Below are 15,746 nucleotides of genomic sequence, written 5' to 3' on the forward strand. Positions count from 1 at the left end.
CCCTGAAAAAGTCAAGCGGTGTGGAGGGGCGGCCGTTGCTTTCTCAAGGCACTCGGCTATCACGGGACAAGCGCAGCAGGGGCAGACGCGACATGACGGCTTTGGAAACGCGGCAGACCATCCTCGAGCGGGCCCTTGACGGCACGCAGGGCATTGCGCTCGAGCATTTCGACCATATCCGCCGCATCAACGACGTCTTCTATGATCAGGTGAAGATTTCCGACCAGAAGGCTGCCTATATCTTCACCTTCATGCTCGCGCTGCTGGTTACCTCCACCGAAAGCCGCGCTGTCTTCACCTGGTCGCGCTATGCGGAAGGCAACCTCACGGCGATCGCCCTTTCCGGCCTGCTTGCCTTCGCGCTGATCTTCTCCATCGTCTCGGCAATCCTCGTCGTGCTGCCACGCCGGGTCGACAAGGCGACATCGCTGTTCTGGGGGGCCTGGCCGCATCACCGCGAGGGTTTCCGCAAGGCGGCGCATGACCGTGATGTCGGCTATCTCTTCGAACAATACATGCAGAATGCCGATGCGATGGCCTCCATCGCCCGCGACAAGTACCGCTTTGTCGGCTTCGCCTTCCGCGGGCTGCTGATGACGGTCATTGCTTACGTGGCGCTGCTTGCGACGCGCTAGGTTGTTTGTCCTGGCGCGTGGTGTCGGGGAACGTCCACCGTCACCTGTCGGACAAACATCCGGGTCTGCTTGCCTCCCGATGTCCAGCGCAAGCGCCGGATCTGATCGCCTTCCTGAGCGATCTGTCGGGCATCATCGCTGATCGTCCGCCTCCCATTGCCGGCGCATGATAAGCGTTGCGACGGCAAGCCGTTCCTCGACGGCGTCCCGTTCGGCAATCAATGTGCGCAGGGCCTCCAGCGCATTGCCGTTGTGAAGGGCGAGGATTTCGGCGGCCTCTTCGCGCACGATGCCGCCCGGTCGTCTCATAACATGCATCATTGCAGCCGCAGCTCCAGCTGCGCCTTGGACTTCAGCACATAGAGAGGCTTGGCGACCGCCTCCAGCTTGCGCTGGAATTCCGCCCTGTGAGCCTGCTGCTTTTCGCGCAGGGCCCGGCAGGCGGCAACTTCGGCCAGGGCGCGTTCAACGGCATCGCTTTGCATCGGCACCTCCATTTGTTCTCTTTATGTTCTTATTTTTGATGGCGGCTGTCAAGCGGTTGTCCAGCACGCATGGGAACGCGGCCGAAAGGACAGTGGCGGAGGATGTGGTGGCAATGCCGCGGCGCGTTAGCCGGAAGCGGCGGCGCCGACGAGCTGGCGAAGCGCGTCGCTGTCGCGAAAACAAAGGACCTCTATCGGCTCCTGTTTTCCGACCAGCATAACGGGGGCGAAGGTGAGGTCGTTCGGTACGCCCGCCGCCATCAGGACCGCCTCCTTCGAGGCGATCAGGGTGGCGCCGAGCTGTTTGGTCTGAGCCTCGAGGCGCGCGGCGACATTGCCGGTATCGCCGAGGAAGGGAGTGCCTTCGAGGCCGCCCGTCCATTCCGTTCCGACAACCGCGACCCCGACATGCAGCCCGATGCCGATGCGCAGCGGCTCGCTCAGTTCCTGTCGCAGCTCCTCGTTCAGGGCGTCGATCCCCTCCCACAGCCGCAACGCCGCGCGAAAGGCGTCGCGGGCGGCATCATGCGTCGGCCCGTCGGTGCCGAAAACGCTCATGACGCCGTCGCCGGCGATGTTGATGACGTGACCGCCGCTCGCCCGCACCGCCGAGGACACGGCCTTGATGTAGCGTTCGACGATGAAGAAGGTATCGTAGGGCAGGCGGTCGTCGGCAAGGCGCGTGGACTGGCGCAGGTCGACGAAGAGCGCTGCCACTTCCGCCTCCCGCCGGGCGGCCGTCACCGGTCCGAGCTGGCCCTTCGGCAGCTGGGCCGCGGTGGCAGAATGCACGAGCGGCACGACCGTGAGGTCCTGTTCCGGTCGAATCTGGCAGGCGAGTCGCACCGATGGCGGCGCTCCGATGCGCCGCAGCAGGCGCTGCTCGTCACCCGCCGGGGCCGGCAGCGTTTCGCCGCCTGCGGTGATCTCGACACGACAGGTCGAGCAGCGGCCCCGGCCGCCGCAGATGGACGCATGCGGAACGCCGGACCAGCGGCTCGCCTCGAGCACGCTGAAGCCGACCGGAACGGAGACGACGCGCCCGCCCGGATAGGTGATCCGGACCGAATCGAACCGGGTGGCATGCCAGTCGCGCGCCATGCGCAGGATGAAGATGCCGGCGAGCAGCGCGAGATAGCCCATGGTGAGGCGGTTTGCGACGGCATTGGCCTCGGCGGCCGCAAGCGCGGCCGGCGAACCCGGCAGGTCGAGAAGACCGGGCCGCAGGGCCTCCGCGCCCTGGGCCGCGAGATCGCGCATATCGAGACCGGCATTGATGAAGCCGAGGATCGCCAGCACCGGCAGCAGGGTGGCGAGCGACATCAGGATCGGCACGAAACGCGGATACCAGGGTTTTCCGCGCAGCCAGGCGCGTACACCGAGGCATCCGTGGATCCACACGACGAGGATCAGCAGGAACTGGCGGGGCAGGCCGGCATCGGGGCTGGCGACCCAAAGCGTGTAGACGGTCTTGTCGAAATCGATTCGCGCGCCGTAGACGCCCTTCAGATAGGCGATTGCGCCGGCATGGGCGAAGAGGACGGCCGGAATCGCCAGCCCGAAGACCAGCTGCACCGCATCGACTGCAGGCAGACGCAGATGGCGCCGCCGGTAGAGCGCACGCAGCCCGAGCGACGCATGGATGAGGAGCCCGCCGTAAAGCAGCACCCGTCCCAGCGGGCTCTGCCAAGGATGGAAAAGCACCCGGCTCGCCATATCCATCGCCTCGAGCGAACGAATGCCGAAGGCCTGATTGAGAAGGTGCATCGTGGCGTAGAGGAAAAGGGTGAGGCCCGTCCACAGCCGCAACCGGCGCAAAAACGCCCGGGAGGCCGCCGGGCGTTCGTCGGTTTCGCTGCCAAAACGCTGTCCCGGCGCCACCTTGCCGCTCAAGCAAAATCCCTCATCTGCCAAAAATCCAAAATCCATCCGCGGGATGGCGTGGCGTCCTGCCCGATCTCGTGGCCGATTACCGATACCTGGACATTATCGACGGAACTTTCCGTGTGAAGCCGCTCTTTCCTGAGTCAACTAGTCGCTCGGGTTCCGATTGCAATCGGAATCTGCCGCACCGCAGGACAATTCTCCGCGATCTGCGCAGGGAAACGCGCAGCCTTGGAAAGGCGGGGTAGGGGCAGGCGGAGCTTTGAAATACCGTTTCCCCGCGCGGAGCGCGTTGAATTCTCGGGGAAATTTGAATTCTGGGGGGAAATGGTGGGCGATGAGAGACTCGAACTCCCGACATCCTCGGTGTAAACGAGGCGCTCTACCAACTGAGCTAATCGCCCGCCGCGTTGGTGGCCGTGATCTATGCGGAACCGGATCAAACCGCAAGAGGCAATCGCAAAGTTTTTGCATTTTTTTGAATGCGACCATGAAGATGCCCAAGGCTGTGGAAACATTTTCGGACACGTCATTCTTTTGTCGTGAAACCTGCTTGACACCCAAAGGCGAACCCCTTAGTTAGCCGCTCATCGAACGGCGCAGGCCGCTCGGGACGGATGGTTCGCCTTCCGGACGCTTTCGAGGATGCGGGTGTAGCTCAGTCGGTTAGAGTGCCGGCCTGTCACGCCGGAGGTCGCGGGTTCGAGCCCCGTCACTCGCGCCACTCGAAAGGCCGGACGAAACATGCGGGGCCGCAAGGCCATAAGATGCGCGGGTGTAGCTCAGTCGGTTAGAGTGCCGGCCTGTCACGCCGGAGGTCGCGGGTTCGAGCCCCGTCACTCGCGCCATTCTTCTTTCTCTCCAAGGCATTGCAGCGTTTTTCTCACGTCGCTTCGCCGTGTCCTCCTTTTCAAATCTGTTTCGTTTTCGCGGTAGCCGGGATTCGTGCGGCTCCCTTTCTCGGGCGTCGGATTCGCTCGTTTCGAGCCGCCGTTGTGAGTCGCCATGATTTGCCTTGGTGCCTGACGGCGAATCCTGCCTCCCCGAAAAGAGAGGGCCGGGCAAAAGGGGGAGAGGGGGTGTCGCTTTGCAGGGCCGATCGGCGGCTCTGTCCATGCTGCCCGATTTCAATGTAAATCGGTAGAAGGAGCGATTTATCAGACTTTTTTCTTCGCAGCTGCGGCGAAACGTCCCGCATTGCGGCGGTCGTGAAATCGTAACGATTTAAATGGCTTTGCGGCAGGCATTTGCTGGTCGCCCGGAAAAGAACACAATGAATGGGGCGAAAGCCGGACAAAGCCTTGCGCGGGGGCGCTCACTGCGCTAACGACGGGGCGTTGCAACATACTTTCTCGGCTTGCAGGTCTTGGACCAACAGGCGTCTCTCCGGCGCCACGAGCAGGCAGGATGGACGCCAATGACTGAACTTCTCGGTTCCTATATCCCGATCGCCATCTTCATCGGTATCGCGCTCGTGATCGGCATTGCACTGCTGGTCGCGCCGTTTGCCGTCGCATACAAGGCCCCCGATTCGGAAAAGCTCTCCGCTTACGAGTGCGGCTTCAATGCGTTTGACGATGCGCGCATGAAATTCGATATCCGCTTCTATCTGGTGTCGATCCTCTTCATCATCTTCGACCTCGAAGTGGCCTTCCTCTTTCCCTGGGCCGTCTCCTTCGGCGACATGGGCTGGTTCGGCTTCTGGTCGATGATGATCTTCCTCGGTGTGCTGACCATCGGCTTTATCTACGAATGGAAGAAGGGAGCGCTCGAATGGGAGTAGCCCACACCAACACGACGCTTGTTGCGCCGCAGGCCAAGGGGATCATCGATCCCAACACCGGCAAGCCCATTGGCAGCAACGACGCCTTCTTCGGCGAGATCAACAACGAGCTCGCCGACAAGGGCTTCCTCGTCACCTCGACGGATGAACTCATCACCTGGGCCCGTACCGGCTCGCTGATGTGGATGACCTTCGGCCTTGCATGCTGCGCCGTTGAAATGATGCAGCTGTCGATGCCGCGCTACGACGTCGAGCGTTTCGGCTTTGCGCCGCGCGCCTCGCCGCGCCAGTCCGACGTCATGATCGTCGCCGGTACGCTGACCAACAAGATGGCGCCTGCGCTCCGCAAGGTCTACGACCAGATGCCCGAGCCGCGTTACGTCATCTCGATGGGCTCCTGCGCCAACGGCGGCGGCTACTATCACTATTCCTATTCGGTGGTGCGCGGCTGTGACCGTGTGGTGCCGGTCGACATCTATGTACCAGGCTGTCCTCCCACGGCGGAAGCGCTCCTTTACGGTGTGCTCCTGCTGCAGAAGAAGATCCGCCGGACCGGTACGATCGAGCGTTAAGGGCAGGGGACTTTAGACATGAGCGAAGCCCTCCAGGAGCTTTCCTCCCATATCGGCGAAGCGGCAGGCAATCTCGTCGCCTCCGCCGACATCGCCTATGGCGAACTCACCCTGAAGACGGACGGTGCGCGCATCCTCGATCTTCTGACTTTCCTGCGCGACGACGTGCAGTGCGGGTTCGTCAATCTTATCGATATCTGCGGTGTCGACTGGCCGGCCCGCGCCGAGCGTTTCGACGTGGTCTACCACCTCCTGTCGCCGCGCCAGAATCTTCGCGTGCGCATCAAGGTCGCAACGGGCGAGGACGTGCCTGTGCCCTCTGCTTTCCCGGTCTATCCGGGCGCGGACTGGTTCGAGCGCGAAGCCTATGACATGTACGGCATTCTCTTCACCGGCCATCCGGACCTGCGCCGCATCCTCACCGACTACGGCTTCGAGGGGCACCCGCTGCGCAAGGACTTCCCGACGACCGGCTTCGTGGAAGTGCGTTACGACGACGAGGTCAAGCGCGTCGTGTACGAACCTGTCGAACTGAAGCAGGAATTCCGCAACTTCGACTTCCTCTCTCCCTGGGAGGGCACGGATTACGTGCTGCCGGGTGACGAGAAGGCGAAGACGAACTGATTTTGGGTCAGGCGACCCGATTGGGCGCCGGCTTCTGGAGCAAGCGGCATGAACGAGCACAACGTTCGTAACTTTAACATCAACTTCGGGCCCCAGCATCCCGCGGCGCACGGGGTTCTCCGCCTCGTGCTCGAACTCGACGGCGAAATCGTCGAGCGCGTCGATCCGCATATCGGCCTGCTGCATCGTGGCACCGAGAAGCTGATCGAGACGAAGACCTATCTTCAGGCCGTGCCCTATTTCGACCGCCTCGACTATGTGGCGCCGATGAACCAGGAGCATGCCTTCGCGCTCGCCGTCGAAAAGCTGACGGGCACCGAGGTTCCGATCCGCGGCCAGCTGATCCGCGTGCTCTATTCCGAAATCGGCCGCATCCTCTCGCATCTCCTCAACGTCACGACGCAGGCCATGGATGTCGGCGCGCTGACGCCGCCGCTCTGGGGCTTCGAAGAGCGCGAGAAGCTGATGGTGTTCTATGAGCGGGCCTGTGGTGCGCGCATGCACTCGGCTTATATTCGTCCCGGCGGCGTGCACCAGGACCTGCCGCACGAGCTGGTGGAAGACATCGGCAAGTGGATCGACCCGTTCCTGAAGACCGTCGACGACATCGACGAGCTTCTGACCGGCAACCGCATCTTCAAGCAGCGCAACGTCGATATCGGCGTTGTGAAGCTGGAAGACTGCTGGGCCTGGGGCTTTTCGGGCGTCATGGTACGCGGCTCGGGCGCGGCCTGGGACCTGCGCCGCTCGCAGCCCTATGAGTGCTATTCCGACCTCGATTTCGATATCCCAATCGGCAAGAACGGCGACTGCTACGACCGTTATGTCATCCGCATGATCGAGATGCGCGAAGCGGCCAAGATCATGCGCCAGTGTGTCAATCGCCTTCTGGGCGATGCCAAGGTCGGCCCGGTCTCCTCGATCGACGGCAAAATGGTGCCGCCGAAGCGCGGCCAGATGAAGCGCTCGATGGAAGCGCTTATCCACCACTTCAAGCTCTATACGGAAGGCTACCATGTGCCTGCCGGCGAAGTGTATGCGGCCGTCGAGGCGCCGAAGGGCGAATTCGGGGTCTACGTCGTCGCCGACGGCACCAACAAGCCGTACCGTTGCAAGATCCGCGCACCGGGCTACGCCCATCTTCAGGCGATGGACTTCATCTGTCGCGGCCACCAGCTCGCCGATGTCTCGGCGATCCTCGGCTCCCTCGACATCGTGTTCGGCGAGGTCGATCGCTGATGCCGAAACTAGCCCTTGCCACACTGATCTTCCTGGGAAGCGCCGCTGTCGCCGGCGCGCAGGAGGAGGTGCAGGTCGGTGCGTCCAGCGCCTCCATGGGCCAGCTGGCAAGCCAGGGCTACGAGATCAAGGCGGCGGCGCCGAACGGCAGCCGCTACGTCGTATTCATGCAGAAAGACACGTCGGCCTACGCCTGCGAATTCGTCAACACGACGCAAACGCAGTGCCGGCAGATTAACTGAGACAAGGCGTTACAGAATGTCCGTTCGTCGACTAGCCGATGACAATGTCCAGCCCGCGAGCTTCGCCTTTACCAAGGAGAATGCGACCTGGGCCAAGGCAACGATCAACAAGTATCCGAAGGGCCGCCAGCAATCGGCGGTCATTCCGCTCCTGATGCGGGCGCAGGAACAGGACGGCTGGGTCACCAAGGCGGCGATCGAATCCGTCGCCGACATGCTCGACATGGCCTATATCCGTGTGCTCGAGGTCGCGACCTTCTACACCCAGTTCCAGCTGCTGCCGGTCGGTACGCGCGCCCATGTCCAGGTCTGCGGCACGACGCCCTGCATGTTGCGCGGCGCGGAAGACCTCATCAACGTCTGCAAGAAGCGCATCCATCCCGAGCCCTTCCATCTTAACGAGACGGGCACGCTTTCCTGGGAAGAGGTCGAGTGTCAGGGCGCCTGCGTCAACGCGCCGATGATCATGATCTTCAAGGACAGCTATGAAGACCTGACGGCGACGCAGCTTGAGCACATCATCGACCGTTTCGATGCCGGCAAGGGCTCGACGGTCGAGACCGGCCCGCAGGTCGATCGCATCTTCTCCGCCCCGGTCGGTGGCCTCACCAGCCTCAACGAACCGGAAGCGGCCGCAAAGAAGGCCCCGGCCCGCGCCAAGAAGACCGAGGAGGAAAGCGTCAGCGTTCCCCCGTCGAATGCCGCAAAGCCGAAGACGGATGCCGTCGAGACCGATCCCAAGCTGAAGACGCCGGCAAACGCCAAGGCGGAAGCCGCTGCCAACACCAAGGCGACCGGCGACACGCGCGCCGAAGGTGGCGATGCCGCCGCCAAGCAGCCGGTCGCGGCCGCCGTCGGCAAGCCATCGCTGGAAGACAAGAACCGTCCGGCCGGCATTGCCCGCCCGGAAACGCCTGACGACCTCAAGCTCGTCTCGGGCGTCGGCCCGAAGATCGAGGGTATTCTCCACGAGCTCGGCATCTTCACCTTCGCGCAGGTCGCGGCCTGGAAGAAGGCGGAGCGCGAGTGGGTCGATTCCTATCTCAATTTCAAGGGCCGCATCGAGCGCGACGACTGGGTCAAGCAGGCCAAGGCGCTCGCCAAGGGCGGCGAAGCGGAATACATCCGCGTCTTCGGCAAGAAGCCGCGGTAAGGCAGGGAACCGATGGCGACATTCGGCAAGAAGGGCATGGAGACCGGTGTCGGGGCTAAAACCCCGACGGCGTCCGTGCGTCTGCCGCAGGCCGCCAGTCCGCACCAGGTGTCGGGCGATCGTAGCCGTGTGATGGTGCGTGCGGACGAGCCGCGCGCGGCCAACCCGACGGTCGTCTTCATCGAGAAGCACTGGCCAAAAGCCGTGGGCGTCGGCATGGCGCTGTTTGCGGCCTATTTCAACGTGGTGATGAGCGGCAGGACGGATCCGTTTTCCGTCGTTCTGACATCGCTGCTGGCCGGCCTGTTCTTCTACTGGGTGGCCAACAAGTTCCGCAAGTCGCTGGACGACCTTCATGCCGTCCGCACCAATCCGTTCAAGTCGCCGGCCTATCTGGCAGGTGCGCTTGTCGGGTTCGGCTACTTTGTCTATTCGACATTCCTGGCGCCTTCCGAGGTCCTGGGAGTGGAAGTCGGTGAGCAGACCGCGTTCAAGGACGGACTGCAGACCACCGACATGGGCGCCGTCGCGCTGCTGCTGCTGAAGGCGGCGGGCAGTGCGGTTGCCGGCGGCGTAGCGTTTCAATTCATTGCCAGACGCGTCTTCGGCGCGGGCAATGCCACGGAAAATGGCGGGTAAGAACCATGCTTAAGGACCAGGATCGTATCTTCACCAATATCTACGGCACCAAGGACAAGTCGCTGAAAGGCGCCATGGCCCGGGGGCATTGGGACGGCACGAAGCAGCTGCTCGAAAAGGGCCGCGACTGGATCATCAACGAGGTCAAGGCTTCGGGCCTGCGCGGCCGCGGCGGCGCCGGCTTCCCGACGGGCCTCAAGTGGTCCTTCATGCCGAAGGAATCCGACGGCCGTCCGCACTACCTCGTCGTCAACGCCGACGAATCCGAGCCCGGCACCTGCAAGGACCGAGACATCCTGCGCCACGATCCGCACACGCTGATCGAAGGCTGTGTCATCGCCTCCTTCGCCATGGGCGCCAACGCCGCCTATATCTATGTGCGTGGCGAGTTCATCCGCGAGCGCGAGGCGCTGCAGGCGGCGATCGACGAGTGCTATGACGCCGGCCTTCTCGGCAAGAACAACAAGCTCGGTTACGACATCGACATCTACGTTCACCACGGCGCCGGCGCCTATATCTGCGGCGAAGAGACCGCGCTGCTCGAAAGCCTCGAAGGCAAGAAGGGCCAGCCGCGCCTGAAGCCGCCGTTCCCGGCGAATATGGGCCTCTATGGCTGCCCGACGACGGTCAACAACGTCGAATCCATCGCCGTGACGCCGACCATCCTGCGCCGCGGCGCCAGCTGGTTCTCCTCGTTCGGTCGCCCGAACAATGTCGGCACCAAGCTGTTCATGATGTCCGGCCACGTCAACCGTCCCTGCACGGTCGAGGAGGCCATGGGCATCTCCTTCAAGGAGATGGTCGAAAAGCACGGCGGCGGTATTCGCGGCGGCTGGGACAACCTGCTTGCCGTCATTCCCGGCGGCGCATCCTGCCCGGTCGTCAAGGCCGAGGACATGATGAACGTGACGCTCGACTTCGACGGCCTGCGCGAGGTGAAATCCTCCTTCGGCACCGGCGGCATGATCGTCATGGACCGCTCGACGGACATCATCAAGGCGATCTGGCGCATCTCGGCCTTCTTCAAGCACGAGAGCTGCGGGCAGTGCACGCCGTGCCGCGAAGGCACCGGCTGGATGATGCGCGTCATGAAGCGCATGGTCACGGGCAATGCGCAGAAGCGCGAAATCGACATGCTGTTCGACGTGACGAAGCAGATCGAGGGCCACACGATCTGCGCCCTCGGCGATGCGGCGGCCTGGCCGATCCAGGGCCTCATCCGCAATTTCCGCCCGGAAATCGAGGCGCGCATCGATCAGTACACGGCCAACGCCATGGCGCATGGCGCCGTGCTGGAAGCGGCGGAGTAAGAAGATGAAGACGCCGGCAGGACAGGATGCGAATGCAACCAGAGTTCAGCCGGCGGAAGCCGGCGGCGGTGACCCTTTCGGGCTCGCACCGTGGCTGAAGGAAATGCCGGATGTGCCGCTGCACCCGCTGATGGCCCACCCGGTGGCGGCAATCGCCGCGACGACCGCGATCGGTTTCGGCATTGCAGGCCAGATGGCAGGCGCAATGCTCGGCCTGATGCAGAGCGCGGCGGAGCGGGCGAAGGTGGCGCTCGACGAAGCCGCGGCGCTGGCGGAGGCGAAAGCGGAGCCCCAGCCGGTCGAACCGGTCAAGGCGAAGCCGGTGCTGACCGTGGTGCCGAAGGCGGAAAAGCCCGCTGTGGCGAAGACGGTGAAGGTGGCGCGCGAGAAGAGTGCGACGCCGAAGACGGTGGAAGTCCGGCCGGCGCGCAAGGCGCCGACGGCAAAGGCCGCCAAGGCTGACGACCTGAAAGCGATTTCGGGGATTGGGCCGAAGCTGGAGCAGGTGCTGAACGGCATGGGCTTCCGGCGGTATGCCGACATCGCGGGCCTCACGCCTGCCGGTGTCGCAAGGATCGAAGCCGAACTCGGTTTCGCGGGGCGTATCGCCCGCGACGGCTGGGTGGAGCAGGCAAAGGCGCTGGCGAAGGGCAGGGGGTAATCCCCGCCGGACCCGGCAGATGGAACAAGGGCGTACGGGACGGGCGAAAGCCCCGAGCGGACGCCGGAGAGAATGGCGCTGGCGCGACGCGGGATTTTCCCGGGTCAAAAGCGGGATTGAGATATGGCAAAGCTGAAAGTCGACGGAAAAGAAATCGAAGTCCCGGATCACTTCACGCTGCTTCAGGCGTGCGAGGAGGCCGGCGCCGAGGTTCCGCGCTTCTGTTTCCACGAGCGGCTGTCGGTTGCCGGCAACTGCCGCATGTGCCTCGTCGAGGTGAAGGGTGGCCCGCCGAAGCCGGCGGCTTCCTGCGCCATGAGCGTGCGGGACCTGCGTCCCGGCCCGAACGGCGAAGCGCCGGAAGTCTTCACGACCACGCCGATGGTCAAGAAGGCGCGCGAAGGCGTGATGGAGTTCCTGCTCATCAACCATCCGCTGGATTGCCCGATCTGCGACCAGGGTGGCGAATGCGACCTGCAGGACCAGGCGATGGCCTTCGGCATCGACAGTTCGCGCTACCAGGAAAACAAGCGCGCGGTCGAGGACAAGTATATCGGCCCGCTCGTGAAGACGATCATGAACCGCTGCATCCACTGCACGCGCTGCGTTCGTTTCACGACGGAAGTCGCCGGCATCACCGAGCTCGGCCTGATCGGCCGCGGTGAAGACGCCGAGATCACCACCTATCTCGAACAGGCGATGACCTCCGAGCTCCAGGGCAACGTGGTCGACCTCTGCCCGGTCGGCGCGCTGACCTCCAAGCCCTTCGCCTTCACGGCCCGTCCGTGGGAACTGAACAAGACCGAATCGATCGACGTCATGGACGCCGTCGGCTCGGCGATCCGCGTCGATACCCGCGGCCGCGAAGTCATGCGCATCCTGCCGCGCGTCAATGAAGAGATCAACGAAGAGTGGATCTCCGACAAGACCCGCTTCATCTGGGATGGCCTGAAGACCCAGCGTCTCGACCGCCCGTACGTCCGCAAGGACGGCCGTCTGCAGCCTGCCACCTGGGCCGACGCTTTCGGCGCCGTCAAGGCCGCCGTTTCCGGCACCTCGGGAGACCGTATCGGCGCCATCGCCGGCGACCTCGCCTCGGTTGAAGAGATGTACGCCCTGCGCGAACTGATGACCGCGCTCGGCTCGACCAATATCGACTGCCGCCAGGATGGTTCGCAGCTCGATCCGTCGCTCGGCCGCGCCAGCTACCTGTTCAATCCCACCATCGAAGGCATCGAACAGGCCGACGCGCTGCTCATCGTCGGCGCCAATCCGCGCCTTGAAGCCGCCGTGCTCAATGCCCGCATCCGCAAGCGCTGGCGCATGGACAATTTCCCGATCGGCGTGATCGGCGAACAGGGCGAGCTGCGCTACGGCTACGACTATCTGGGCGCCGGCACGGAGACGCTCTCCGGCCTTATCGACGGTTCGGTCAAGTTCGCCGCCAAGCTGAAGAAGGCCGAGCGCCCGATGATCATCGTCGGCCAGGGCGCGCTGTCGCGTCCCGACGGCCTCGCCGTCCTCTCGGCCGTCTCCGCGCTGGCGGAGAAGGTCGGTGCGGTGAAGGCGGACTGGAACGGTCTTGCCGTTCTCCACACCGCAGCCGCGCGCGTCGGCGGCCTCGACCTCGGCTTCGTGCCGGGCGAGGGGGGCAAGACGGCGGCCGACATGCTCACCGGCACGGACGTCGTGTTCCTGCTCGGCGCGGACGAAATGAACTTTGCCGGCAAGACCGCCTTCACCGTCTATATCGGCTCGCACGGCGACAATGCGGCGCATGTCGCCGACGTCATCCTGCCGGGCGCGACCTACACCGAAAAATCCGGTACGTGGGTCAACACCGAAGGCCGCGTCCAGATGGGCAACCGCGCTGGTTTTGCGCCGGGCGACGCCCGCGAGGACTGGGCGATCCTGCGCGCGCTTTCCGACGTGCTCGGCAAGAAACTGCCTTTCGATTCGCTCGTCCAGCTCCGGGCGAAGCTCTACGAGGCCTACCCGCATTTCGCTGCGATCGACGAGATTGCGGCGGGTGAAACCGCTGATCTTTCCGCACTTGCGAAAAAAGGCGGGACGATGGCGAATTCCGGGTTTGCGTCTCCGATCAAAGACTTCTATTTGACGAACCCGATAGCGCGCGCCTCCGCGGTCATGGCCGAATGCTCGGCGCTTGCCCGCAACAATTTCAAAGCCGCGGCGGAATGAGCGCGAAGGAATAGACGGTAATGGACGCTTTCATTTCGACCTATGTCTGGCCCGGCGTGATCATGGTGGCGCAGTCGCTGCTGCTGCTCGTCGCGCTCCTGGTCTTCATCGCCTACGTGCTTCTGGCCGACCGCAAGATCTGGGCGGCCGTGCAACTGCGCCGCGGCCCGAACGTCGTCGGCCCCTGGGGTCTCTTCCAGTCCTTCGCCGACCTCTTGAAGTTCGTCTTCAAGGAGCCGGTGATCCCGGCGACGGCCAACAAGGTGATCTTCCTTCTCGCGCCGCTCGTCTCCGTGACGCTGGCGCTTGCCACCTGGGCGGTCGTTCCGCTGAACGAAGGCTGGGTGATCGCCAACATCAATGTCGGAATCCTCTACATCTTCGCGATCTCCTCGCTCGAAGTGTACGGCATCATCATGGGCGGCTGGGCTTCGAACTCGAAGTATCCGTTCCTCGGCGCGCTGCGCTCCGCCGCGCAGATGGTCTCCTACGAAGTGTCGATCGGTTTCGTCATCGTCACCGTTCTGCTCTGCGTCGGCTCGCTGAATCTGACAGATATCGTCAATTCGCAGCGCGACGGCGTCGGCACGATGATCGGCTTGCCCGGTTCTTTCCTGGATTGGCACTGGCTGGCGCTGTTCCCGATGTTCGTGGTGTTCTTCATCTCGGCGCTGGCCGAGACGAACCGCCCGCCCTTCGACCTGCCGGAAGCCGAATCCGAACTCGTCGCCGGCTTCATGGTCGAGTACGGCTCCACCCCGTACATGATGTTCATGCTTGGCGAATACGCCGCCATCTGCCTGATGTGCGCGCTGACCACGATCCTCTTCCTCGGCGGCTGGCTGCCCCCGGTCGACGTCTGGTTCCTCAACTGGGTCCCGGGCATCGTGTGGTTCGTCCTGAAGGCGTGCTTCGTCTTCTTCATGTTCGCGATGGTGAAGGCCTTCGTGCCGCGCTACCGCTACGACCAGCTCATGCGTCTCGGCTGGAAGGTCTTCCTTCCGATCTCGCTCGCCATGGTCGTCATCGTTGCATTCGTGCTGAAGCTTACGGGCTGGTCCGCATGACCGCCCGCGACCTCAGCAGCATTGGAGCTTAAGCATGGCTAGTCTTTCGCAAGCCGTAAATTCGCTGTTCCTCAAGGAATTCGTCGGCGCGTTCTTCCTGTCGATGCGCTATTTCTTCCGCCCCAAGGCGACGGTGAACTATCCCTTCGAAAAGGGCCCGGTCTCCCCGCGCTTCCGCGGCGAGCACGCGCTGCGCCGTTATCCGAACGGTGAAGAGCGCTGCATTGCTTGCAAGCTGTGCGAAGCCATCTGTCCGGCTCAGGCCATCACCATCGAGGCAGGCCCCCGCCGCAACGACGGCACGCGCCGCACGGTGCGTTACGATATCGACATGGTGAAGTGCATCTATTGCGGCTTCTGCCAGGAAGCCTGCCCGGTCGACGCCATCGTCGAGGGGCCGAACTTCGAGTTCTCGACGGAAACGCGCGAAGAGCTCTACTACGACAAGCAGAAGCTGCTCGAGAACGGCGATCGCTGGGAGCGGGAAATCGCCCGCAACATCGCTATGGATTCGCCTTACCGCTGATTTCAGGCGGAAGGCATAACGAATGTAAAGTGCCTGACGAGCGGTCGTCAGGCTTCGACGGGGGAGGGGGAACCTTCTCCGGGGAAGACGAAAAGGCACCAAAATGGGTCTGCAGGCTCTATTCTTCTATCTGTTCGCCTTCGTGGCGGTGGCGTCCGCCTTCATGGTGATCGCGTCCAGGAACCCGGTCTATTCCGTGCTGTTCCTGATCCTCACCTTCTTCAACTCGGCGGGCCTGTTCCTTCTGACGGGCGCCGAGTTCCTGGCGATGATCCTGCTGGTCGTCTATGTCGGCGCGGTCGCGGTCCTCTTCCTCTTCGTCGTCATGATGCTCGACATCGATTTCGCCGAATTGAGGGCAGGTGCCCTGGAATACGCGCCGGTCGGTGCGCTGATCGGCCTGATCCTTGCGATCGAGCTCGTGGTCGTCGTCGGGGGCTCCACGCTCTCGCCGGAAATCGCCAGCAACGCCTCGATGCCGATCCCGCCTGTCGCCGAGCGCCAGAACACGGCCGCCCTCGGCGACGTGCTCTATACCCACTACGTCTACTACTTCCAGATCGCCGGCCTCGTGCTGCTCGTCGCCATGATCGGCGCGATCGTGCTGACGCTGCGCCACAAGCCGCATATCAAGCGCCAGGACATCCCGACCCAGGTCGCCCGTACGCCGGAGACCGCCGTCGAGATCGTCAAGGTGAAGCCCGGTCAGGGCATCTGAGGCAGC

The 15,746-nt window shown here is 63.4% G+C and carries 17 protein-coding genes and 3 tRNA genes; 16 read left to right on the top strand and 4 right to left on the bottom strand.

The features are described from left to right. Positions 1-92: 92 nt before the first annotated feature. Positions 93-635, top strand: coding sequence for a Pycsar system effector family protein (locus P9A16_RS10985; RefSeq protein ID WP_023511904.1), 543 nt, complete (start codon positions 93-95; stop codon positions 633-635). Between the two features lie 132 nt (positions 636-767). Here the strand turns inward: P9A16_RS10985 and P9A16_RS10990 are convergent, their stop codons facing one another. The 4 genes from P9A16_RS10990 to P9A16_RS11005 all read right to left on the bottom strand — a co-directional run bounded on the left by P9A16_RS10990 (position 768) and on the right by P9A16_RS11005 (position 3,408). Then, positions 768-944, bottom strand: coding sequence for a hypothetical protein (locus tag P9A16_RS10990; protein ID WP_156032026.1), 177 nt, complete (start codon positions 942-944; stop codon positions 768-770). 8 nt (positions 945-952) lie between these two features. Continuing rightward, positions 953-1,132 carry a hypothetical protein gene (locus P9A16_RS10995; RefSeq protein WP_037408003.1) on the bottom strand — a complete coding sequence of 60 codons (180 nt, stop codon included), beginning with the start codon at positions 1,130-1,132 and terminating at the stop codon, positions 953-955. 114 nt (positions 1,133-1,246) lie between these two features. Next, the gene (locus tag P9A16_RS11000; protein ID WP_278025689.1) at positions 1,247-3,013 is read right to left on the bottom strand and encodes an adenylate/guanylate cyclase domain-containing protein; all 1,767 of its coding nucleotides are present in this window, start codon (positions 3,011-3,013) and stop codon (positions 1,247-1,249) included. Positions 3,014-3,332: 319 nt separating this feature from the next. Next, positions 3,333-3,408 (bottom strand) — tRNA-Val (locus P9A16_RS11005). Between the two features lie 243 nt (positions 3,409-3,651). On the opposite strand from P9A16_RS11005, the gene P9A16_RS11010 reads away from it, so the two are divergent. The 15 genes from P9A16_RS11010 (at position 3,652) to P9A16_RS11080 (ending at position 15,740) form a co-directional block, all read left to right on the top strand. Further along, positions 3,652-3,728, top strand: a tRNA-Asp gene (locus P9A16_RS11010). A gap of 47 nt (positions 3,729-3,775) precedes the next feature. Next, positions 3,776-3,852, top strand: a tRNA-Asp gene (locus P9A16_RS11015). A 569-nt stretch (positions 3,853-4,421) separates the two neighbouring features. After that, positions 4,422-4,787 carry an NADH-quinone oxidoreductase subunit A gene (locus P9A16_RS11020; RefSeq protein ID WP_024270867.1) on the top strand — a complete coding sequence of 122 codons (366 nt, stop codon included), beginning with the start codon at positions 4,422-4,424 and terminating at the stop codon, positions 4,785-4,787. Then, positions 4,778-5,359: a NuoB/complex I 20 kDa subunit family protein gene (locus tag P9A16_RS11025; protein WP_023513873.1), complete on the top strand. Its 582-nt coding sequence runs from the start codon at positions 4,778-4,780 to the stop codon at positions 5,357-5,359. Before P9A16_RS11020 ends, P9A16_RS11025 begins: the two co-directional genes overlap by 10 nt. Positions 5,360-5,377: 18 nt before the next feature. Next, positions 5,378-5,983 (top strand): NADH-quinone oxidoreductase subunit C, encoded by a 606-nt coding sequence (locus tag P9A16_RS11030; protein WP_023513872.1) that lies wholly within the window; start codon positions 5,378-5,380, stop codon positions 5,981-5,983. Between the two features lie 48 nt (positions 5,984-6,031). Further along, on the top strand, positions 6,032-7,222 hold the full coding sequence (locus P9A16_RS11035; RefSeq protein ID WP_023513871.1) for an NADH-quinone oxidoreductase subunit D: 1,191 nt from the start codon (positions 6,032-6,034) through the stop codon (positions 7,220-7,222). Next, positions 7,222-7,464 (top strand): hypothetical protein, encoded by a 243-nt coding sequence (locus P9A16_RS11040; RefSeq protein ID WP_023513870.1) that lies wholly within the window; start codon positions 7,222-7,224, stop codon positions 7,462-7,464. The genes P9A16_RS11035 and P9A16_RS11040 overlap by 1 nt, the downstream gene beginning before the upstream one ends. Positions 7,465-7,480: 16 nt before the next feature. After that, positions 7,481-8,617 carry an NADH-quinone oxidoreductase subunit E gene (locus P9A16_RS11045; RefSeq protein ID WP_023513869.1) on the top strand — a complete coding sequence of 379 codons (1,137 nt, stop codon included), beginning with the start codon at positions 7,481-7,483 and terminating at the stop codon, positions 8,615-8,617. Between the two features lie 12 nt (positions 8,618-8,629). Beyond that, a complete protein-coding gene (locus P9A16_RS11050; protein ID WP_023513868.1) occupies positions 8,630-9,256 on the top strand; it encodes a hypothetical protein in 627 nt (208 codons plus the stop codon). Positions 9,257-9,261: 5 nt separating this feature from the next. Then, the gene (nuoF, locus tag P9A16_RS11055) at positions 9,262-10,566 is read left to right on the top strand and encodes an NADH-quinone oxidoreductase subunit NuoF (protein ID WP_023513867.1); all 1,305 of its coding nucleotides are present in this window, start codon (positions 9,262-9,264) and stop codon (positions 10,564-10,566) included. 4 nt (positions 10,567-10,570) lie between these two features. Next, the gene (locus P9A16_RS11060; protein WP_023513866.1) at positions 10,571-11,227 is read left to right on the top strand and encodes a hypothetical protein; all 657 of its coding nucleotides are present in this window, start codon (positions 10,571-10,573) and stop codon (positions 11,225-11,227) included. A 123-nt stretch (positions 11,228-11,350) separates the two neighbouring features. Further along, the gene (nuoG, locus tag P9A16_RS11065) at positions 11,351-13,429 is read left to right on the top strand and encodes an NADH-quinone oxidoreductase subunit NuoG (RefSeq protein WP_023513865.1); all 2,079 of its coding nucleotides are present in this window, start codon (positions 11,351-11,353) and stop codon (positions 13,427-13,429) included. Positions 13,430-13,449: 20 nt separating this feature from the next. Further along, entirely contained in the window at positions 13,450-14,496 is a 1,047-nt protein-coding gene (gene nuoH / locus P9A16_RS11070; RefSeq protein WP_023513864.1) for an NADH-quinone oxidoreductase subunit NuoH, read from the top strand. 34 nt (positions 14,497-14,530) lie between these two features. Then, positions 14,531-15,022, top strand: coding sequence for an NADH-quinone oxidoreductase subunit NuoI (gene nuoI / locus P9A16_RS11075; RefSeq protein ID WP_023513863.1), 492 nt, complete (start codon positions 14,531-14,533; stop codon positions 15,020-15,022). Between the two features lie 103 nt (positions 15,023-15,125). Next, positions 15,126-15,740: an NADH-quinone oxidoreductase subunit J gene (locus P9A16_RS11080; RefSeq protein WP_023513862.1), complete on the top strand. Its 615-nt coding sequence runs from the start codon at positions 15,126-15,128 to the stop codon at positions 15,738-15,740. Positions 15,741-15,746 lie beyond the last annotated feature (6 nt).

The sequence above is a fragment of the Shinella sp. 838 genome, from assembly GCF_029623935.1.
In the GTDB taxonomy this organism is placed as follows: Bacteria; Pseudomonadota; Alphaproteobacteria; order Rhizobiales; family Rhizobiaceae; genus Shinella.